16 protein-coding genes are annotated in these 19,497 nt (G+C 72.4%); 10 read left to right on the forward strand and 6 right to left on the reverse strand.

The genetic code is table 11. The features are described from left to right. The first annotated feature begins 26 nt into the window (after positions 1 to 26). Positions 27 to 1,982, forward strand: coding sequence for a 1-deoxy-D-xylulose-5-phosphate synthase (gene dxs, locus D7D94_RS02170; protein ID WP_156241017.1), 1,956 nt, complete (start codon positions 27 to 29; stop codon positions 1,980 to 1,982). Between the two features lie 51 nt (positions 1,983 to 2,033). Here dxs and D7D94_RS02175 read toward each other — a convergent pair whose 3' ends face one another. The 4 genes from D7D94_RS02175 to D7D94_RS14400 all read right to left on the reverse strand — a co-directional run bounded on the left by D7D94_RS02175 (position 2,034) and on the right by D7D94_RS14400 (position 7,227). After that, entirely contained in the window at positions 2,034 to 4,172 is a 2,139-nt protein-coding gene (locus tag D7D94_RS02175; protein WP_156243270.1) for a 3-hydroxyacyl-CoA dehydrogenase NAD-binding domain-containing protein, read from the reverse strand. Between the two features lie 5 nt (positions 4,173 to 4,177). Then, positions 4,178 to 5,386, reverse strand: coding sequence for a thiolase family protein (locus D7D94_RS02180; RefSeq protein WP_156241018.1), 1,209 nt, complete (start codon positions 5,384 to 5,386; stop codon positions 4,178 to 4,180). 73 nt (positions 5,387 to 5,459) lie between these two features. Beyond that, on the reverse strand, positions 5,460 to 6,656 hold the full coding sequence (locus D7D94_RS02185) for a ribonuclease D (RefSeq protein ID WP_246171848.1): 1,197 nt from the start codon (positions 6,654 to 6,656) through the stop codon (positions 5,460 to 5,462). Then, positions 6,649 to 7,227, reverse strand: coding sequence for a DUF3000 domain-containing protein (locus D7D94_RS14400; RefSeq protein WP_246171849.1), 579 nt, complete (start codon positions 7,225 to 7,227; stop codon positions 6,649 to 6,651). The genes D7D94_RS02185 and D7D94_RS14400 overlap by 8 nt, the downstream gene beginning before the upstream one ends. A 25-nt stretch (positions 7,228 to 7,252) precedes the next feature. On the opposite strand from D7D94_RS14400, the gene D7D94_RS02190 reads away from it, so the two are divergent. Beyond that, complete coding sequence (locus D7D94_RS02190) at positions 7,253 to 8,449, forward strand: alpha/beta hydrolase family protein (RefSeq protein WP_156241020.1); 1,197 nt, start codon at positions 7,253 to 7,255, stop codon at positions 8,447 to 8,449. A gap of 7 nt (positions 8,450 to 8,456) precedes the next feature. Here D7D94_RS02190 and D7D94_RS02195 read toward each other — a convergent pair whose 3' ends face one another. Then, positions 8,457 to 8,897, reverse strand: coding sequence for a SufE family protein (locus D7D94_RS02195; RefSeq protein WP_156241021.1), 441 nt, complete (start codon positions 8,895 to 8,897; stop codon positions 8,457 to 8,459). Position 8,898: 1 nt separating this feature from the next. Next, positions 8,899 to 9,807: a sulfurtransferase gene (locus D7D94_RS02200; protein WP_156241022.1), complete on the reverse strand. Its 909-nt coding sequence runs from the start codon at positions 9,805 to 9,807 to the stop codon at positions 8,899 to 8,901. Between the two features lie 110 nt (positions 9,808 to 9,917). Here D7D94_RS02200 and zapE point away from each other — a divergent pair, with 110 nt between their 5' ends. The 8 genes from zapE to D7D94_RS02240 all read left to right on the forward strand — a co-directional run bounded on the left by zapE (position 9,918) and on the right by D7D94_RS02240 (position 19,490). Further along, on the forward strand, positions 9,918 to 10,940 hold the full coding sequence (gene zapE, locus D7D94_RS02205; RefSeq protein ID WP_156241023.1) for a cell division protein ZapE: 1,023 nt from the start codon (positions 9,918 to 9,920) through the stop codon (positions 10,938 to 10,940). Positions 10,941 to 11,128: 188 nt separating this feature from the next. Then, positions 11,129 to 12,391 (forward strand): ammonium transporter, encoded by a 1,263-nt coding sequence (locus D7D94_RS02210; protein WP_156241024.1) that lies wholly within the window; start codon positions 11,129 to 11,131, stop codon positions 12,389 to 12,391. 65 nt (positions 12,392 to 12,456) lie between these two features. Further along, on the forward strand, positions 12,457 to 13,062 hold the full coding sequence (locus tag D7D94_RS02215; RefSeq protein WP_343032140.1) for a type II toxin-antitoxin system PemK/MazF family toxin: 606 nt from the start codon (positions 12,457 to 12,459) through the stop codon (positions 13,060 to 13,062). A gap of 146 nt (positions 13,063 to 13,208) precedes the next feature. Then, the gene (locus D7D94_RS02220) at positions 13,209 to 14,066 is read left to right on the forward strand and encodes a formate/nitrite transporter family protein (RefSeq protein WP_156241025.1); all 858 of its coding nucleotides are present in this window, start codon (positions 13,209 to 13,211) and stop codon (positions 14,064 to 14,066) included. 96 nt (positions 14,067 to 14,162) lie between these two features. Continuing rightward, positions 14,163 to 16,739, forward strand: coding sequence for a nitrite reductase large subunit NirB (nirB, locus tag D7D94_RS02225; RefSeq protein WP_173024222.1), 2,577 nt, complete (start codon positions 14,163 to 14,165; stop codon positions 16,737 to 16,739). Beyond that, positions 16,736 to 17,122, forward strand: coding sequence for a nitrite reductase small subunit NirD (gene nirD, locus D7D94_RS02230; protein WP_156241026.1), 387 nt, complete (start codon positions 16,736 to 16,738; stop codon positions 17,120 to 17,122). The genes nirB and nirD overlap by 4 nt, the downstream gene beginning before the upstream one ends. Continuing rightward, positions 17,119 to 18,351, forward strand: a complete 1,233-nt coding sequence (gene cobA, locus D7D94_RS02235) for a uroporphyrinogen-III C-methyltransferase (protein ID WP_156241027.1) — start codon at positions 17,119 to 17,121, stop codon at positions 18,349 to 18,351. The genes nirD and cobA overlap by 4 nt, the downstream gene beginning before the upstream one ends. Then, positions 18,348 to 19,490 (forward strand): uroporphyrinogen-III synthase, encoded by a 1,143-nt coding sequence (locus D7D94_RS02240; protein ID WP_156241028.1) that lies wholly within the window; start codon positions 18,348 to 18,350, stop codon positions 19,488 to 19,490. The genes cobA and D7D94_RS02240 overlap by 4 nt, the downstream gene beginning before the upstream one ends. The last annotated feature ends 7 nt before the right edge of the window (positions 19,491 to 19,497 follow it).

Raw genomic sequence — 19,497 nt, forward strand, 5'->3', positions numbered from 1 at the left:
CCAGCGGCCCGGCGTAGGCTCGGAGCATGAGTCTGCTCGACGGCATCGCCGGCCCCCGCGACCTGGACGCCCTGTCTCAGGACGAGCTCGCGACCCTCGCGGAGGAGGTGCGGGCGTTCCTCGTGGAGAACGTCGCGCGCACCGGCGGCCATCTCGGTCCGAACCTCGGCGTGGTCGAGCTGACGATCGCCCTGCACCGCGTGTTCGAGTCGCCGTCCGACCCGATCATCTGGGACACCGGGCACCAGTCGTACGTGCACAAGCTGCTGACGGGGCGCAAGGACTTCTCCGCCCTGCGGTCGCGCGGCGGTCTCGCCGGCTACCCGCAGCGCTCCGAGAGCGAGCACGACGTCGTCGAGTCGTCGCACGCGTCGAGTTCGCTGAGCTGGGCGGATGGCATCTCCCGCGCCTTCCAGCGCACCGGTCGTGCCGATCGCCACGTCGTGGCGGTCGTCGGCGACGGCGCGCTCACCGGCGGCATGACGTGGGAGGCGCTCAACAACATCACCGACGACAACGAGCGCAACCTCGTCATCGTCGTCAACGACAACGGCCGCTCCTACGCCCCGACGATCGGCGGCATGGCCCGCTACCTGAACCGCGTGCGGACGGGGGAGGTCTACCGCGATCTCGGCGAGAAGTCCGGGCGCCTGGCCGGCCGCTTCGGCTCCGCGGGCCGCGCGCTCTACCGCGGCGTGCGCGGCGGCACGCACGGGTTCCTCTCGCGCCTGACCAACAACAGCGAGCTCTACTCGCAGCTGGACATCAAGTACCTCGGGCCCGTCGACGGCCACGACCTGCCGGCGCTCATCGAGACGCTGCAGCTCGCGAAGGCCTTCGGAGCGCCCGTGCTCGTGCACGCCATCACGGAGAAGGGGCGCGGGTATCAGCCGGCGCTCGACGACGTCGCCGACCAGTTCCACGCCGTCGGGCGCATCGACCCGCTCACGGGCGACCCCGTGGGCGGAGCGGCCGCCCAGGGCTGGACCGACGTCTTCGCCGACACGCTCGTGCGCGTGGGCGAGGAGCGCGACGACGTCATCGCGATCACGGCGGCGATGCTGCGCCCGACCGGCCTCGCGCCGTTCGCCGAGCGATTCCCCGACCGGGTGTACGACGTCGGCATCGCCGAGCAGCATGCGGTCACGTCCGCGGCGGGCCTGGCGTACGGCGGGCTGCATCCCGTGGTCGCGCTCTATGCGACCTTCATGAACCGCGCCTTCGACCAGGTGCTCATGGACGTCGCGCTGCACCGCGCAGGCGTGACCTTCGTGCTCGACCGCGCCGGCGTGACCGGGCCGGATGGCCCGAGTCACCACGGCATGTGGGATCTCGCGCTGCTGAACATCGTCCCCGACATCCGCCTCGCCGCCCCGCGCGACGCCGAGCGCCTGCGGGAGGAGCTCGAGGAGGCCGTCGCCGTGGACGACGCGCCCACGGTCATCCGCTATCCGAAGGGCGCGGTGGGTCCGGAGATCCCCGCACTCGAGCGCCTCGCGGACGGCGTCGACGTGCTCGCGCGCGCGGATGAGGAGGACGTGCTCATCGTCGCGATCGGGGCGTTCGCCGCGACCGCGCTCGACGTCGCCCGGCGACTCGGCGACCAGGGCATCGGAGCGACGGTCGTCGACCCGCGCTGGGTGGTGCCGGTGTCGCCCTCGATCGTCGAGCTCGCCGACCGTCACCGTCTCGTCATCACCCTGGAGGACGGCATCCGCGTCGGCGGCATCGGCACGCGCGTGCGTCAGGTGCTGCGCGAGGCGGGCGTCGACACCGCCGTGGACGAGCTCGGGCTGCCCGATGCGTTCATCGACCACGCCTCCCGCGAGCAGGTGCTGACCGACGCCGGCCTCACGCCGGCGAAGATCGCGCAGGATGTCGTGTCGCAGGTGCTGGGCACCCGCGTGCCGGTGGCGCGTCCGGAGAAGGGCGGCCGCGGCCTCCCCGCCATGATCCGCGAGGGCCGCGGCGCGTCCTCCTGACCCGACGAGGGGCGGGCGCCTGCCCCGCCCCTCGTCCTCCGCCGCGGTCCGCTACGCGGACACCCCGCGGATCACCGGATCGTGGAAGGTGCCGCCGAACACGCGCTCCGACGCCCCCACCCGGTCGAGGTAGACCGATGCGCCGCCGTCGATGAACGGCCATCCGGCCCCCAGGATGAGGGCGAGGTCGATGTCCTGCACCTCGGGGACGACCTGCTCGTCGAGCATGATGCGGATCTCGCGCGCCAGCTCGTCCTCCACCCGTCGCAGGATCTCCGCCTCCGACACGGGCGTGCGGCCGACGCGCAGGACCTTCTGCGCCTCCTTCGTCCAGCCCGTCACACGGCCGGTCTTGTCCTTCTCCACCGCCTGCGGCAGATCCGCGAGCGCGTGCAGGTTGGCCGAGGCGTGGAAGCGCTCGGGGAAATGCGTCGCCATCGTGTCCTGCACGTGCGCGGCGACCTTCCAGCCGACGAGATCGATGAGCTGGAACGGCGTCATCGGCAGCCCCAGCGGGCCGAACGCACGCTCCACGGTCTGGAGAGGCGTGCCCTCGTCGATCGCGCGCGCGGCCTCGCCCATGACCTTCGCCAGCAGACGGTTCACGATGAAGCCCGGGGCATCGGCGGAGCCGATGGCGTTCTTCCGGAGGTCCTTCGCCACGGCGAAGGCGGTGGCGAGCGCCTCCTCGCTCGACCGCGGCGTGCGCACGACCTCCACGAGCGGCATCGCCGAGACCGGGTTGAAGAAGTGGAAGCCGATGAGCCGCTCGGGGTTCTCGAGCACCGACCCGATCTCCTCGACCGACAGCGACGACGTGTTCGTGGCGAGGATGGCCTCGGGAGCGACGATCCGCTCGATCTCGGCGAACACCTGCTGCTTCACGCCCGTCTCCTCGAACACCGCCTCGATGACGAAGTCGCAGTCGGCGTAGGCGCTCTTGTCGACCGTGCCCTGCACGAGCGCGCGGAGCCGGTTGGCGGTGTCGCCGTCGAGGCGGCCCTTCCGCTCGAGCTCGCCGATCTCGCCGCGGATGTGCTGCAGCCCCTTGTCGACGCGCGCCTGGTCGACGTCGGTGATGAGCACCGGCACCTGCAGGCGCCGCGCGAAGAGCAGCGCGAACTGGCTGGCCATGAGGCCGGCGCCGATCACGCCCACCTTCGAGACCTTGCGGGCGAGCGAGCGGTCGGGTGCGCCCACCGGCCGCTTCGCGCGCTTCTGCACGAGGTCGAACGCGTACATCGACGCGGCGAACTGGTCGCCCGAGATGAGGTCGGCCAGCGCCTCGTCCTCGCGGGCGAAGCCCTCCTCGCGGGTGCCCGACTTCGCCCTGTCGAGCAGGTCGAGGGCGCGGTACGGCGACAGCGGCACCGTGCCGATGCGGCTCTCCAGCATGCCGCGCGCCATCTTGATCGCCACGGGCCACTTCGTCAGGCGCTCGAGGCGCCCCGGTGCGTTCTTCCGCTCCACCTTCGTCGTGCCCGACAGCACGCCGTCGGCCCACCGGAGCGAGTCCTCGAGGTAGTTCGCGGGGGAGAAGATGGCATCGAAGATCCCGAGCTCGAACGCCTGCTGCGGCTTCAGGGTGCGGTTCTGCTTGAGCGGGTTCGAGATGACGACCTCGAGCGCGTTCTCGATCCCGATGAGGTTCGGCAGCAGGTACGCCCCGCCCCAGCCGGGGACGAGCCCGAGGAACACCTCGGGCAGCGCGATCGCGGCGGCCGACGCGTCGACCGTGCGGTACGTCGAGTTCAGCGCGATCTCCGTGCCGCCGCCGAGGGCGATCCCGTTGACGAAGGCGAACGACGGCACGCCGAGGTCGGAGAGCTTGCCCAGCACGTGGTGCCCCTGCTGCGCGACGAGGAGCGCGTCGTCGCGTTTGCGGAGCGCGTTCATCTGCGACAGGTCGGCGCCGGCGGCGAAGACGTAGGGCTTGCCGGTGATCGCGACCGCGTCGATCTCGCCGGCCGCCGCGCGCCCGCGCAGCGTCTCCAGGACGTCGTCGAGCTCGAGGAGGGTCCGCGGACCGATCGTGTTGGGACGTCGGTGGTCGCGCCCGTTGTGCAGCGTGATGAGCGCGAGGGTGCGCCCGCTGGCGAGAGGGATGTCGCTCACCAGCGAGTGCGTGACGACCTCCTCGGTCGCGAGCTGCTCGAGGCGGGAGAAGTCGAGGGAGCTGTAGTCGGTCATCGTGCTCACTTCCGCTTCTTCTTGCCGGTGTAGTGCGGGTTCTCCCACACGACGCTGCCGCCCTGGCCCAGGCCCACGCACATCGCAGTGAGGCCGTAGCGCACCTCCGGGTGCTCGGCGAACTGCGCGGCGAGCTGGATCATGAGGCGCACGCCCGATGCGGCCAGCGGATGGCCGACCGCGATCGCGCCACCCCACGGGTTCACGCGGGGGTCGTCGTCGGCGATGCCGAAGTGGTCGAGGAACGACAGCACCTGGATGGCGAACGCCTCGTTGAGCTCGAACAGCCCGATGTCGCCGATCGAGAGCCCGGCCTTCGCGAGCGCCTTCTCGGTGGACGGGATGGGGCCGATCCCCATGATCTCCGGCTGCACTCCCGCGAACGCGAACGAGACCATCCGCATCTTGGGCGCGAGGCCGAGCTCCTTGACCGCGGCGGAGCTCGCGAGGAGGCTCACGGTGGCGCCGTCGGTGAGCGGCGACGACGTGCCGGCCGTGACCCGACCGTGCGGGCGGAACGGCGTCTTGAGGTTCGCAAGCGCCGCCATCGTCGTCTCCGGGCGTCGGCCCTCGTCGTCGGCGGCGAGGCGCCAGGCCCCGTCTGCCCCGGCCACGGCCACGGGCACGAGGTCGGGCTGGATGCGGCCGGCGTCGTATGCGGCCTGCACCTTCTGCTGGCTGGCGACCGCGAAGCGGTCTGCCCGCTCCTTCGTGAGGTGCGGGAACCGGTCGTGGATGCGCTCCGCGGTGACGCCCATGTCGAGCGCTCCCGGGTCCACCATCCGCTCGGCGACGAAGCGCGGGTTGGGGTCGGCGTTCCTGCCGATCGGGTGATGGCCCATGTGCTCGACGCCGCCCGCGATGGCGAGGTCGTACATGCCGACGCCGATCGAGGCGCCCATGGTCGTGACGGCCGTCATCGCGCCCGCGCACATCCGGTCGATGGCGAGGCCGGGGACCGTCTGCGGGAGGCCGGCGAGGATGGCCGCGCTGCGACCCAGGGTGAGCCCCTGGTCTCCCGTCTGCGATGTCGCGGCGATCGCGACGTCGTCGATCCGCTCGGGCGGGACGGCGCCGTTGCGCTCCATCAGCCCGATCATCGCCTTGACGACGAGGTCGTCCGCCCGCGTCCCGGCGTACATGCCCTTCTCACCCGCGCGCCCGAAAGGGGTCCGCACGCCATCCACGAAGTGGACATCCGAAAGCTCGGCCACTCTGCCTCCCTGTGTCAGTTGGCTTCAGCCTAGGCGGGGCCTCCGACGTGGGATCGCATCGATTGGGATGAACCTACGAAGCGGCGGCGGCGTCCTCTCCGGGTGTTTGCGCGGGGCGCACAAAGGCGTCGGCGATGACCTCGGCGGTCGCCTCGATCTGCCACTCCCGCGCGCCCTGCTCGCGCAGCGCCGCCGCGATGCTCTCGGCGGTGATCGGCGCGGGCGGCTCCCAGGCGACCCGGCGCAGCGTCTCCGGGGTGAGGAGGTTCTCTGTGGGCATGTCCAGCTCCGCGGCCTTCGCCTCCACCTCGGGCCGGGCCCGCTTGAGGCGCGCGTCGGCGTCGGGGTGCCGTTCGGCCCAGGCGCGGTGCGGGGGCAGGGAGTCGCTCGGCACGCGCTCGGCCGGCAGATCCTCGGTCTCCCGGCCGGCGACGATGGCATCCCACCACCGGTCGAGCTGCGTGCGGCTCGCGCGCCCGGTGAACTCCTTCAACCCGGCGAGCGCCTGCTTCGTGCGGGGCATGGCGAGCACCGCCGCCAGCAGCGCGCGGTCGGGCACGAGGCGGCCGGGGGAGACGTCCTGCTGCTGGGCCAGCTCCTCCCGAGAGCGCCACAGCTCGCGGGCGACCGCGAGACCACGGCGTCCGCGCACCTTGTGGAGACCGCTCAGACGCCGCCACGGGTCGGCCCGCGGGGCCTTCGGCTGCCGGTCGAGGGTCGCCTGGAACTCCTGGCGCGCGAACTCCGTCTTGCCGGCGGCCTCGAGCTCGGCGGCGAGCCGGTCGCGGACGTCGATGAGGTGCAGCACGTCGAGCGCCGCGTACTCGACCCACTCACGGGGGAGGGGGCGGGTCGACCAGTCCGCGGCGGAGTGCGCCTTGGCCAGGGAGATGCCGAGCGCGGCCTCGACGACGGCTCCCAGGCCCACGCGCTCCCAGCCCAGCAGGCGCGCGGCGAGCTCGGTGTCGAAGATGCGGCGCGGATCGAGACCGAGCTCGCGCAGCGACGGCAGGTCCTGGCTCGCGGCGTGGAAGACCCACTCCTCGTCGCCGAGGAGGCGCTGGATGGCGGTGACGTCGGGAACGGCGATCGGGTCGACGAGGACGACCCCGCCGTCGCGCCGGTACAGCTGGATGAGGTACGCCCGCTGCGAGTAGCGGAAGCCGGATGCGCGCTCCACGTCGACCGCGACGGGGCCGGTGCCGGCGGCGAGACGCTCGACGGCGGCCTCGAACGCGTCGGCGCTGTCGATCACGGGGTAGTCAGTCACGGAACCTCCGGGCGCCGAACACGGCGATGTCCTCTGAGCCGGGCGGCAGCCCCGCCAGCATGCACACGAGCTCGGCCCATGCCTCCACGTGCGCGCGGAAGGAGCCGATCGGCGACCAGGAGGCGCGCAGCTCGATCTGCGCGCCGTCGCCCTCGTCCGCCAGCGACCCGAAGCCCTTCGAGAGGATCTTCGTGGCCGAGCCGGACGGCGAGTGATAGGGAGCACCCCGCGACTGCAGGGCATCGACGAGCCACGACCAGGTGACATCCGCCAGCAGCGGGTCGGTGCCGATCTCGGACTCGAGAGGCGCCTGAGCGAAGCTGACGATGCGCCAGGGCCCGCCCCAGGAGTCCTGCCCCTCGGGATCGTGCAGGAGGACGAGGCGCCCGGTCCCGTAGGGGGAGTCGCCGTGGTCGTCCGGGCGGATGTCGGCGGCCAGGGCGAGACTGAAGGGCGCCAGCCCCTGTGGCGCGGGTATGTCGCGCACGGACAGGTCCGAGCGGAACGTCGCCGACCGCACCGCCGCCTCGGCCTCGGCGAAGGCGCCGGAGCCCGCCCCATCTCGCGTCACGTCGACAGATTAGAGTGAGGGGGCCATGAAGACCCCCAGGCGCGCCGCATCCCCGGTCCTCGCAGCAGCGAGAGCGACGTTCACCCTCGCCGGAGCGCTCGGCGCGGCCGTCGCCGGCGCGGTGGGGTACCTCTCGCTGCGGGTCGCGCGCACCGCGGTCACCCCCGCGGTGCGGGTGGCCGACGTCGCGGTGCACGGGTTCGACACCGCGGCGCAGACCATCACCCTCGCGCGCACGCCCGATACCGTGCTGCCCGGTCGGTACGGCCTGTTCACCGGCGGCACCGAGCGGTACCTGAAGCTCGGCGCGGTGCTCGCCGAGGACGGCCTCAGCGTGCGGAGGAAGCTCCTCACCGAGGTCGACGCCGGCACCGAGATCGCCCCGTTCGCCGCGTTCAGCGGCTGGTACTGGCTGAGCCCGGAGGAGCTGCACGTGCCGTTCACCACGGTCTCGGTCGGCACGCCCGTCGGCGCGTGCCCGGCGTGGCTGTTCCCCGCAGCCGGCGCGGCGGCGGACACGTGGGTGATCGCCGTGCACGGCCGCGGCACCACCCGCGCCGAGGTGCTGCGCGCGGTGCCGGTCCTCCACGAGGAGGGCCTTCCCGTCCTGTGCGTGTCGTACCGGAACGACGGCGAGGCGCCGCGCAGCCGGTCGGGGCACTACGGGCTGGGGGCCACGGAGTGGCGCGACGTCGACGCCGCCGTGGCGTGGGCGCTCCGCAACGGCGCTCGCCGCGTCCTCCTCATGGGATGGTCGATGGGCGGCGCGATCGTGCTCCAGGTCGCCCTGAACTCCTCCCACGCCGAGCACATCGCGGGCGTCGTCCTCGAGTCGCCCGTGGTCGACTGGCGCCTCGTGCTGGGCTTCCAGGCGCAGCGGATGCGGGTGCCCTCGCCGGTCACGCGGCTGGCGATGGGCGCCCTCGGGCGGAGCTGGACGTCGCGCGTGATCCGACGGGGGGATCCGATCTCGCTCGACGACCTCGACATCGTCTCCCGCGCGGGGGAGCTCGACCACCCCATCCTGCTGCTGCACAGCGACGACGACGGCTTCGTGCCGGCCGACGCGTCGCACCGGCTCGCCGCCGAGCGCCCGGACCTCGTCACGCTGGAGAGCTTCCGCACCGCGCGTCACACCAAGCTCTGGAACTATGACGAGCGACGGTGGAACGAGGCCATCCGGGAGTGGCTGCGCGAGCGCTCGCTCACCTCGGGCGCCTGAGCCCGGCTCACTCCCCGATGCGCGCCCGGATCTGCCGCTTCGCGCGCAGCAGCATGCCCGTCATCCCCGAGATCCGCAGCGGCGACACGATCCGCGTGAGACCGAGCGTCTGCGGGTAGTCGTCGGGCACGGCCAGCGCGTCCTCGACCGACAGGCCGGTGAGGCCCTGCGCGAGGATGCTGGCGAATCCGCGCGTCGTGGGCGCCTCCGCCGGCGCCGACGCGTGCATCGCCACGCGCTGGTCGTCGTCCACCTCCAGCACGATGAACACGGGGAACTGGCACTCGGCGACGCGCTCGGAGAGCTCCGGGCGGTCCGCGTAGCGCTGCGGGAACACCGGCAGCTCGTTGGAGAACTCCAGGAGGAGCTGCAGGCGCTCGGGCTCGTCCAGCTCGAGGAACTCGTCGCGGATCTCCGCGAGGGCGGCCGGCAGGGCGCTCTCGCTCATGTCACGCCGCCTTCGCGGGAACGGCACCGGGCTCGGAGCCGGTGACGATCGGGACGCGCACCGCGCTGCCCCACTCCGTCCAGGAGCCGTCGTAGTTGCGCACGCGGGGGAAGCCCAGGAGGTGCTTCAGGACGAACCACGTGTGGCTCGAGCGCTCCCCGATGCGGCAGTAGGCGACGATGTCGTCGTCATCTCCGAGGCCGAGCTCGTCGCGGTAGATCGCCTCGAGCTCGGCGCGGGTGCGGAAGGTGCCGTCTTCGGCCGCCGCGCGCCCCCACGGCACGCTCAGGGCGGAGGGGATGTGGCCCGCCCGCAGCGCGCCCTCGTCCGGGTACGCCGGCGCCGTGGTGCGCTCACCCGAGTACTCCTCGGGGGAGCGCACGTCGATGAGGGGGTTGCCGAGGTGGGCGAGGACGTCGTCCTTGAACGCGCGCAGCTCGGCGTCGTCGCGCTCGACGACCGGGTAGTCGGTGCGCTCGCGCTGCGGCCGCTCGGCGGTGAGCTCGCGGCCCTCGCTCACCCACTTGTCGCGGCCGCCGTCGAGCAGGCGCACGTCGTGGTGGCCGAAGAGGGAGAACACCCACAGCGCGTAGGCGGCCCACCAGTTGCTGCGGTCGCCGTAGATCACGACGGTGTCGTCGCGCGAGATGCCCTTGCGGCCGAGGAGCTCGGCGAAGCCGGCGCCGTCGAGGTAGTCGCGCATGACGGGGTCGTTGAGCTCGGTGTGCCAGTCGACCTTCACGGCGCCAGGGATGTGCCCCACCTCGTAGAGGAGGACGTCCTCATCGCACTCCATGACGACCAGGCCCGCGTCGCCGCGGTGCTCCTCGAGCCACTGGGTCGAGACGAGCCGCCAGGGCTCGGCGTACGCGGCGAACTTCTCCTGCGACTCGTCGGGTGCGACGGGCATGGCTGCTCCTCGTTATCGTTGATGCGATCCGTCTTCGAGCCTAAGGCTCGAGAGCACGGGGCGGCTCGGCTCCTCCGTCGAGACGCGACTCTCTCCAGATCCGAGGACCCATGACCTCCACCGCGACCGAGATCGTCCACCTCGCCGAACGCCATCCGCAGCTTTCCGGCGAGGAGATGCTCGAGAGCCTTGTGCCGCCGCGGCAGTTCGACACCGCGACCTTCGACTCGTACCGGGTCGATGCGTCGTATCCCTCGCAGGAGGAGGCGAAGCAGGAGCTCGAGGTCTTCGCGTCGGGCGGGCAGCCGGAGCGTCGCGGCGGATTCTTCTCGCGCAAGCCCAAGGCGCCGGAGATCAAGCCGGGCGTCTACCTCGACGGCGGGTTCGGGGTGGGCAAGACCCACCTGCTCGCCGCGATCTACCACGCGGTGCCCGCACGGCGGAAGTTCTTCGGCTCGTTCATCGAGTACACGGCGCTCGTGGGCGCGCTCGGGTACAAGAACACGGTCGACCTGCTGCGCGGGTCGGCGCTGCTGTGCATCGACGAGTTCGAGCTCGACGACCCGGGCGACACCATGGTGATGACCCGCCTGCTGGGCGAGCTCGTCGGGTCGGGCACGCGCCTGGCCGCCACGAGCAACACGCCCCCGAACGCGCTCGGCGAGGGCCGGTTCGCCGCGCAGGACTTCCTGCGCGAGATCCACGCCATGGCCGACAGCTTCCGCACGCTGCGGATCGATGGCGTCGACTTCCGCCAGCGGTCCCTCGACGGGCACGCGGCCGTCCTCGAGGAGCGCGCCTACGACGACGCGCTCGCCGCGGCCGGGGGCACCGCCTCCGACGACGACTTCGACGCGCTCATCGCGCAGCTGGCGCGCGTGCATCCGTCGCGCTACATCCGCCTTATCGACGGGCTGAGCGCCGTGGGCCTCCGCGGCGTGCGGCAGCTGACCGACCAGTCCGAGGCGCTGCGCTTCGTCGCCTTCGTCGACCGCGTGTACGACGCGCAGCTCCCGATCCGCGCGACCGGCACGCCGCTCGACGACGTCTTCGGCGCCGAGATGCTCGCGGGCGGCTACCGCAAGAAGTACCTGCGCGCGGTCTCGCGTCTGGTCGCCTCCACAAACTCCTGACCTGCGCCATCCGCTCGTGCCCTCCCCGCGAAACATCGTGTTCACGGGGAGGGGCGACCTGTAACACGGCGGAAACGCCAGACGCAGGTTGGCGGTAACGCGACCGCTCGACACTGGGGTCACCCGGTCGAGCCGCTCAGGCCATCCGCCATCTCGCCCGGGTCCTGCTCACGGATCTGGAGATGCACATGGATCAAGGCAACACGGCGTTCCTGCTGATCGCGGCGGCGTTCGTCCTGCTGATGACGCCGGGACTGGCGTTCTTCTACGGCGGCCTGGTGAAGGCCAAGAGCGTCATCAGCATGATGATGCTGAGCTTCGGGGCCATGGGCCTCATCGGGGTGCTCTGGGTGCTGTACGGCTACGCCGTGGCGTTCCCCGGCGCCGAGGGGCTCGTCGCTCCCTGGTCCATCGACTGGACGGCGCTCGGTCTCGACAGCCTGCTGGAGACGCCGGAGGACGCGGCCTTCCCGCCGCTCGCGTTCGTGGCCTTTCAGGCGACCTTCGCCATCCTCACCGTCGCGCTGGTGTCGGGCGCCATCGCCGACCGCGCGAAGTTCGGGGCGTGGATGACCTTCGCCGGCATCTGGGCGACCGTCGTCTACTTCCCGGTGGCCAGCTGGGTGTTCAACTTCGGCCTCGCCGACGACGGCTCGTTCGCATACGGCGGATGGATCACGTACGGCATGCAGGAGGTCTTCGGCGTGGGGGCGATCGACTTCGCCGGCGGCACGGCCGTCCACATCAACGCCGGTGCCGCGGCGCTCGCCCTCGCGCTCGTCCTCGGCAAGCGCGTCGGCTTCCAGAAGGGCGCCCACGTGCCCCACAACCCGCCGTTCGTGCTGCTGGGCGCGGGGCTGCTGTGGTTCGGATGGTTCGGATTCAACGCAGGCTCGGAGCTCGCCGCCGACGGCACCGCGGCCCTCGCCTTCGTGAACACCATCGCCGCTCCGGCGGCCGCGCTCCTCGCCTGGCTCGTCGTGGAGAAGGTGAAGGACGGCAAGGCCACCTCGGTGGGCGCCGCCTCCGGCGCCGTCGCCGGGCTCGTCGCCATCACTCCCGCGTGCGCCTCGCTGCACCCGGTCTGGGCCATCCTGCTCGGCTTCGTCGCCGGCGCCGTGTGCGCCCTCGCGATCGATCTGAAGTTCCGGTGGGGGTTCGACGACTCGCTCGACGTGGTGGGCATCCACCTCGTCGGCGGTCTCATCGGCACGCTCTACCTCGGCTTCTTCGCGAACGGCACCGGCCTGTTCATGGGCGGCGGGTTCAACCAGCTGCTGGTGCAGGCGATCGCGGCGGCCGCGGTCTTCGCCTACTCCTTCGTGCTCGCCTACGCCATCGGCTTCGCGATCGAGAAGACGATCGGCTTCCGCGTCAAGAACGAGGACGAGGTCGCCGGCATCGACACGGTTCTGCACGGCGAGGAGGGCTACGTCCTCACCGCGCGCTGAGCTGTCGCGACGGATGCCCCGGCCGATGCGGCCGGGGCATCCGCGTGCGCGGGTAGGGTGACGACGTGGCACGACAGGGACTCCTCGGCATGCTCGTCTCGCGCGCGCTCGACGCGCTCTCCGGAGCGGTGAAGGGCGCGCCTCCGGCGCCACGGCGCGCGCAGCGGTCGGGGCGCCGATCCGCGCCCGCGACCGCGCGGTCCGCTCCGCCGCGCCCCGCTCCCGCGCCATCCGCTCCTCCCGTCGCGCGCGACCCGCGCTCGACGGCGCGGACGGTCGAGGTCGACCCGCACGCGATGCGCGACCTGCGCCTGCGCTACGCGCCCGATCGCGACGGGGCGCCCGACGCGGGCGAGATCGTCTGGACGTGGGTGCCGTACGCGGAGAGGGACGGGCGGGGGAAGGACCGGCCCGTGCTCGTGATCGCCGCGCACGGCGCCGACCGCGCGTACGCGGTGAAGCTCACGAGCAAGCCGCACGACGGCGACCGCGAGTACGTCTCGATCGGCTCGGGCCCGTGGGATGGCCAGGGCCGGGAATCGTGGGTCGACCTCGATCAGCTGTACAGCGTGCACCGCGACGGGATGCGTCGCGAGGCCGCCGAGCTCGACCGCGAGCGGTTCGCCCGCATCGCCGCGGAGCTCCGCCGTCGATACGGCTGGCGCGCGTAGCGGGCGCTCGCGGAGTTCTCACAACCGGCGTCGTCGGGTTGTGAGGGAGAGGTAACGCAACGGGTTCCGACGGGTCGTCGGCGGGAAACACGCGGGTTCTAGCTTCGGGTCAAGGCCCGAAGCCCTTCGACTCGAGGAGAACCGCCATGTCGTACCTCAAGCCCGCCGAACTCATCGGAACCGTGATCGACGCCGGCGCATCCAAGGTGATGCTGTCGACGAGAGACACCCTGCTGCGCGCGATCCTGGGTGGCGCGCTGCTGTCCCTCGCCGCCGCCTTCGCCGTGACCGTCTCCACGACGACGGGCATCCCGCTGCTGGGCGCCCTGCTCTTCCCGGTCGGATTCATCATGCTGTACCTGCTCGGCTTCGACCTCCTCACCGGCGTCTTCGTCCTCACGCCGCTGGCGTGGCTCGACCGTCGCCCGGGCGTGACGGTCGGGGCCATCCTGCGCAACTGGGGTCTGGTGTTCCTCGGCAACTTCATCGGGGCGTTCTCCGTCGCCGTGCTCATGGCGGTCGTCGTCACCTACGGCTTCTCGACGCCGCCGAACGAGGTGGGAGAGGCCATCGGCCACATCGGCGAGGGCCGCACCCTCGGCTACGCCGAGCACGGGTTCGCCGGCATGCTCACCCTGTTCGTGCGCGGCGTGCTCTGCAACTGGATGGTCGCCACGGGCGTGATCCTGTCGATGGTGGCGAAGGACGTGCCGGGGAAGGTCGTCGCGATGTGGATGCCGATCATGCTCTTCTTCTTCATGGGATTCGAGCACTCCATCGTCAACATGTTCCTGTTTCCCTCCGGCCTGCTGCTCGGCGGCGATTTCACCATCCTCGACTACCTCATCTGGAACGAGATCCCCACGGTCCTCGGCAATCTCGTCGGCGGGCTGCTCTGCGTGGGACTGCCGTTCTACGCCACCTACGGACGCCCCGGTTCGCCGCGGCGCTCCGCACGGGTGCAGGCGTCCGAGGTGCCGGCGTCGGTGCCGACCGCCGTCTGAGCGCCGCAGGCTGCGAGGAGGAGAACCGTGCCGCACGTCAACAGCCGGAAACATGGCGCTGACATCAGCGCAACAACCGACGCCTACGGTGACCGCATGAGCTTCACCGATCCCGCCACGACGAGAATCGTCGTCGTGGGCGGGGGGATGGTCGCCCACCGCTTCGTGGAGAGCCTCCTCAGCCGGGGCGGAGACGAGTGGCGGGTCACGCTGGTCGGCGAGGAGCCCTTCGGGCCCTACGACCGCGTCGCCCTCACGTCGTTCTTCTCGGGTGCGACCGCCGAGGACCTCGCCCTGGAGCGCGCGTGGCTCGAGGACCCGCGGGTGCGACTCGTGCCCGGCGACCCCGTGGTGCGGGTCGACCGCGCCGCCCGCCGCGTCACGACGCGCAGCGGCTTGAGCATCGGCTACGAGCACCTCGTGCTGGCCACCGGCTCATACGCCGCCAAGCTCGCCGTCGACGGCTTCGAGCACGAGGGCTGCTTCGTCTACCGGACCCTCGACGATGTGACGCGCCTGCGGCGGTTCGTCCAGCGCCGCGCCGCGGAGCTCGGGCGTCCGCTGTCGGGCACCGTGATCGGCGGCGGCCTCCTCGGCCTGGAGGCGGCGGGCGCGCTGCAGACCCTCGACGTCGACTGCACGGTCGTGCAGTCGTCGGACCGGCTCATGTCGGCGCAGCTCGACCGCCCCGGCAGCGACGTGCTCCGACGGCTCATCGAGGCGCGCGGTCTGCGGGTGCGCACCGAGGCGCTCACGACGCGTCTCGACGCCGACCGCTCGGGTCAGGTGACGGGGCTGGAGTTCCAGGACGGGACCTGGGAGCGGACCGACGTCGTCGTCTTCACCGTGGGGGTGCGACCGCGCGACGAGCTCGCGCGGTCGGCGGGGCTCGAGGTGCACGCGCGCGGCGGCGTCGTGATCGATGCGACGTGCACGACGGCGGACCCGCGCATCTCGGCGATCGGGGAGGTGGCGAGCTTCGGCGGCGCCAGCGTCGGGCTCGTCGCGCCCGGTTACGCCATGGCCGAGGTCGCGGCGACGCGCCTGCTGGGCGGGGACGCCGCCTTCCCCGGCTACGACCTGTCCACCAAGCTCAAGCTCTCCGGTGTGGATGTGGCGAGCTTCGGCGACGCGTTCGCGGAGACCCCCGGCGCCCTCGACGTCGTCTACGCCGACCCGGTGGCCGGCGTGTACAAGAAGCTCGTCCTCTCCGACGACGCGAAGACCCTGCTCGGAGGCATCCTCGTCGGCGACGCATCGGCCTACGGCGCGCTGCGCCCCCTCGTCGGCAGCGCCCTGGGCGGAGACCCGGTCGCCTTCCTGCTGCCCGAAGACGGCGCGGCGCCCCCGACGGGCGCCCTGAGCGACGAGGCGCTCGTGTGCTCGTGCAACGGGGTCACCGCCGGGCGCATCCGCACGGCCGTGCACGAGGAGGGCTGCGCGGACGTCCCGGCCGTCAAGTCGTGCACGAAGGCGGGAGCGGCCTGCGGCTCGTGCGTCACGATGATCAAGAAGATCGTCGGCAGCGAGCTCGAGAAGGCAGGCGCTGCCGTGAGCGATGCGCTCTGCGAGCACTTCGCGATGTCGCGTCGCCAGCTGTTCGACGCCGTGCGGGTCTCCGGCCTGCGCACCTTCAGCGCCGTCATCGAGCGGTTCGGCCGCGGCCGCGGGTGCGACATCTGCAAGCCCGCGCTCGCGAGCATCCTGGCCACGCTCACCGGCACGCACGTCCTGGATGGCGAGAACGCGACCCTGCAGGACACGAACGACCACGTCATGGCCAACCTCCAGAAGGACGGCAGCTACTCCGTCGTCCCGCGCATCCCCGGCGGGGAGATCACGCCGGAGGGGCTCCTCGCGATCGGCGAGGTCGCACGCGACTACGGGCTCTACACGAAGATCACCGGCGGGCAGCGCATCGACATGTTCGGCGCCCGGCTCGAGCAGCTGCCGGACATCTGGCGACGCCTGGTCGACGCGGGCTTCGAGTCCGGGCACGCCTACGGCAAGTCGCTGCGCACGGTGAAGTCGTGCGTGGGGTCGACCTGGTGCCGGTACGGCGTGCAGGACTCCGTCGGGATGGCCGTCCGGCTCGAGCTGCGCTATCGAGGCCTGCGCTCGCCGCACAAGATCAAGTTCGGCGTCTCCGGCTGCGCGCGCGAATGCGCGGAGGCCCGAGGCAAGGACGTGGGCGTCATCGCTACCGAGGCGGGCTGGAACATGTACGTGGGCGGCAACGGCGGCTTCACGCCGCGGCACGCGGTGCTCCTGGCCGAGGGGCTCGACGATGCGGCGCTGCTGACGGCGATCGACCGGTTCCTCATGTACTACATCTTCACGGCCGACCGCCTGCAGCGGACGGCTCCGTGGTTCGAGGACCTCGAGGGCGGCATCGAGGGTCTCCGCGCGGTCATCTTCGAGGACAGCCTCGGGCTCTGCGCCGACCTCGACGCGGCCATGGCGCGTCACATCGACGGATACGAGGACGAGTGGAAGGCGACGCTGGACGATCCGGAGAAGCTGCGCCGGTTCTCGTCGTTCGTCAATGCGCCCGCGACGCCCGACCCATCCCTCGCCTACACCGTCGAGCGCGGTCAGCCCCGGCCCGCGAGCGCGGAGGAGCGCGACGCCGGCGTGCTCATCGCCGGAACCACGCTGGAGGTGCGCGCATGACGCTTCTCGACGCCGTCGAGGCCGCGGCGGAGGAGCGCGCGGGCTGGATCGAGGTCTGCGCGCTCGCCGATCTCGAGGTGGAACGCGGCCGGGCCGCCCTGATCGGGGACACCCAGGTGGCGCTCTTCCTGCTGCACGGCGGCCGCGTGCACGCCGTCGCGAACCGCGATCCCTACAGCGGCGCGCACGTCATCTCGCGCGGCATCGTCGGGACCCGCCATGACGCGCCCACCGTCGCCTCGCCCATGTACAAGCAGGTCTTCGACCTCCGAACCGGCGCGTGCCTCGACGCCCAGGGCAAGGAGCCGTCCGCCCTGCGCGTCTGGCCCGCCGCGGTGTCGGACGACGGCCGGGTCCTCATCCAGTGGAAGGACGCCCGATGACCACCATGATCGGCATCTCCCTCACCGGCCGCCGCGTCCTCCTCGTCGGCGGCGGTGCGGTCACCGCGCGACGCCTGCCGCGCTTCCTCGACGACGGCGCCCAGGTGGTCGTCGTTGCCCCCGCGCTCGCCGCGGCCACGCGGGAGCTCGTCGTCCGCCACGGGGTGGAGTGGATCGCGCGGGAGGTGCGCGCGGACGACGTCGACGGGGCGTGGATGGTCCACGCGGCGACGGGGGAGCGTCGCGTCGACGACGAGGTCGCCGCCGAGTGCGAGCGCCGGCGCGTGCTGTGCGTGAACGCCTCCGACGGGGCGCACGGCACCGCGCGCCTCGCCGCGGAGAGCAGGTCGGGCGACGTGCTCGTCGGGGTCGTCTCGCAGGACGGCGTCGATCCCGGCCGCGCCGCCCGCCTCCGCGACGCGGTGGACGCGCAGCTGCGCGCGGGGCGGCTGCCCGTGCGGGCGAGGCGCCCGGGAGGTCCCGGGCGCGTCGACCTCGTCGGCGGCGGACCCGGCCCGTCGGACCTGCTCACCGTCCGCGGACGCCGCCTGCTGGCCGAAGCCGACGTCGTCGTGGCCGACCGCCTCGGACCGACCGACGTGCTGCGGGAACTGGAGCCCGACGTGCCGGTCATCGACGTGGGCAAGCGCCCGGGCCACCACACCATGCCCCAGGAGCGGATCAACGCGCTCCTCGTCGACCTGGCGCGGGAGGGCAAGCGCGTGGTCCGGCTGAAGGGCGGGGACCCCTTCGTATACGGACGCGGCGGCGAGGAGGTCGCCGCCTGCCTCGCCGCCGGCGTCGCCGTGGAGGTCGTGCCGGGCCTCACCAGCGCGGTCTCCGTGCCGCAGGCCGCAGGGATCCCCGTCACGCACCGCGGCACATCCGCCGGTCTGCACGTGGTGAACGGCCAGGCCGAGGTGTCGTCATCCACGCTGGCCGCGCTCGCCGACGACGCGGTGACGACGGTGGTGCTCATGGGGGTCGCCGCGCTTCCGCGACTGGTCGCCGCAGCGCGGGAAGCGGGTGCGCCGGACGAGCGCCCCGTCGCGATCGTCGAACGCGGGCACACGCCCGCGCAGCGCACGACGCGGACTACCCTCGGTCGGGTGATCGCCGACGCCGCTGCCGCCGATGTGCGCAATCCCGCCGTGATCGTCGTCGGCGAGGTCGCCCGCGCCGGTCTGCTGCTGGCCGCGTCCGCGCTGGCGGGTGATGCGACGCAGTGACCGCTCCCACCCGGCCCCTCCTCTCCGCAGCCCTCGACGGCTGCGCCGTCGTCATCGCCGTCGACCGGCGGTCGTCGGAGCTGACCGCCGCGCTCGAACGGCACGGCGCGCGGGTGCAGCGCGCCCCGGCGCTGACGATCGTTCCGCACATCGACGACGACGCGCTGCTCGCCGCGACTGCGGCCCTCGTCGCCCGGCCTCCGGATGTCGTCGTCGTGACGACCGGCGTCGGGTTCCGCGGATGGATGGAGGCCGCCGAGGAGTCCGGCATGCGCGATGAGCTGCATGCGGCCCTTGCGACGGCCCAGATCGTCGCGCGGGGACCGAAGGCGCGCGGCGCCATCGAGCAGGCCGGCCTCGCGGCGGATTGGGTGGCGGAGTCCGAGACGTCGAGCGAGCTGGGGGAGTTCCTCCTCGCGGAGGGCGTCGCGGGCCGGCGGGTCGCCATCCAGCACCACGGGTCAGGCGCGGATGGGCTGGACAGCCTGTTCGCGGAGGCAGGGGCCGACGTCGTCAGTCTCACCGTCTACCGGTGGGGGCCGCCGCCCGATCCCGACGTCGTGGTGCGGTCGGTGGTCGCGGCGGCCCAGGGCGAGGTGGACGCGGTGCTCTTCACGTCGGCGCCGGGGGCCGCCGAGTGGCTCGCCGAGGCCGATCGCCAGGGCGTCCTCGACGATCTGGCCAGACTGTCGCGTTCGGGACGCCTGCTCATGGCCGCGGTGGGGCCGATCACATCCGCGCCCCTCGTCGACGTGGGCATCGAGGTGCTCGTCGCCGAGCGCGGCCGGCTCGGATCGCTCGTGCGCTCGGTCGTGACGCACTTCGGCGGCGGGCGCGCGCCATCCCTCGCCACCGTCGCCGGGCGTCTCGAGCTGCGAAGCGGCGGAGTCGTGCTGGACGGCCGGCACGTCGCGCTGTCGCGGACCGGCGTCGGCGTGATGCGCGCGCTCTTCGACGCCCGCGGGGGCGTCGTCACCCGGCAGGAGCTGCAGGCGTCGCTGGCGCGGTCGGCCGACAGCGCTCATGCGGTCGAGGTCGCGGTGGCGCGCGTGCGGGAGGCGCTCGGTGCGCCGCAGCTCATCCGCACCGTCGTCAAGCGCGGGTATCGACTCGACGTCGTGGAGGACGCCAGCGGGTGAGCGCCGG

This window comes from Microbacterium oryzae (genome assembly GCF_009735645.1).
Lineage (GTDB): Bacteria > Actinomycetota > Actinomycetes > Actinomycetales > Microbacteriaceae > Microbacterium > Microbacterium oryzae.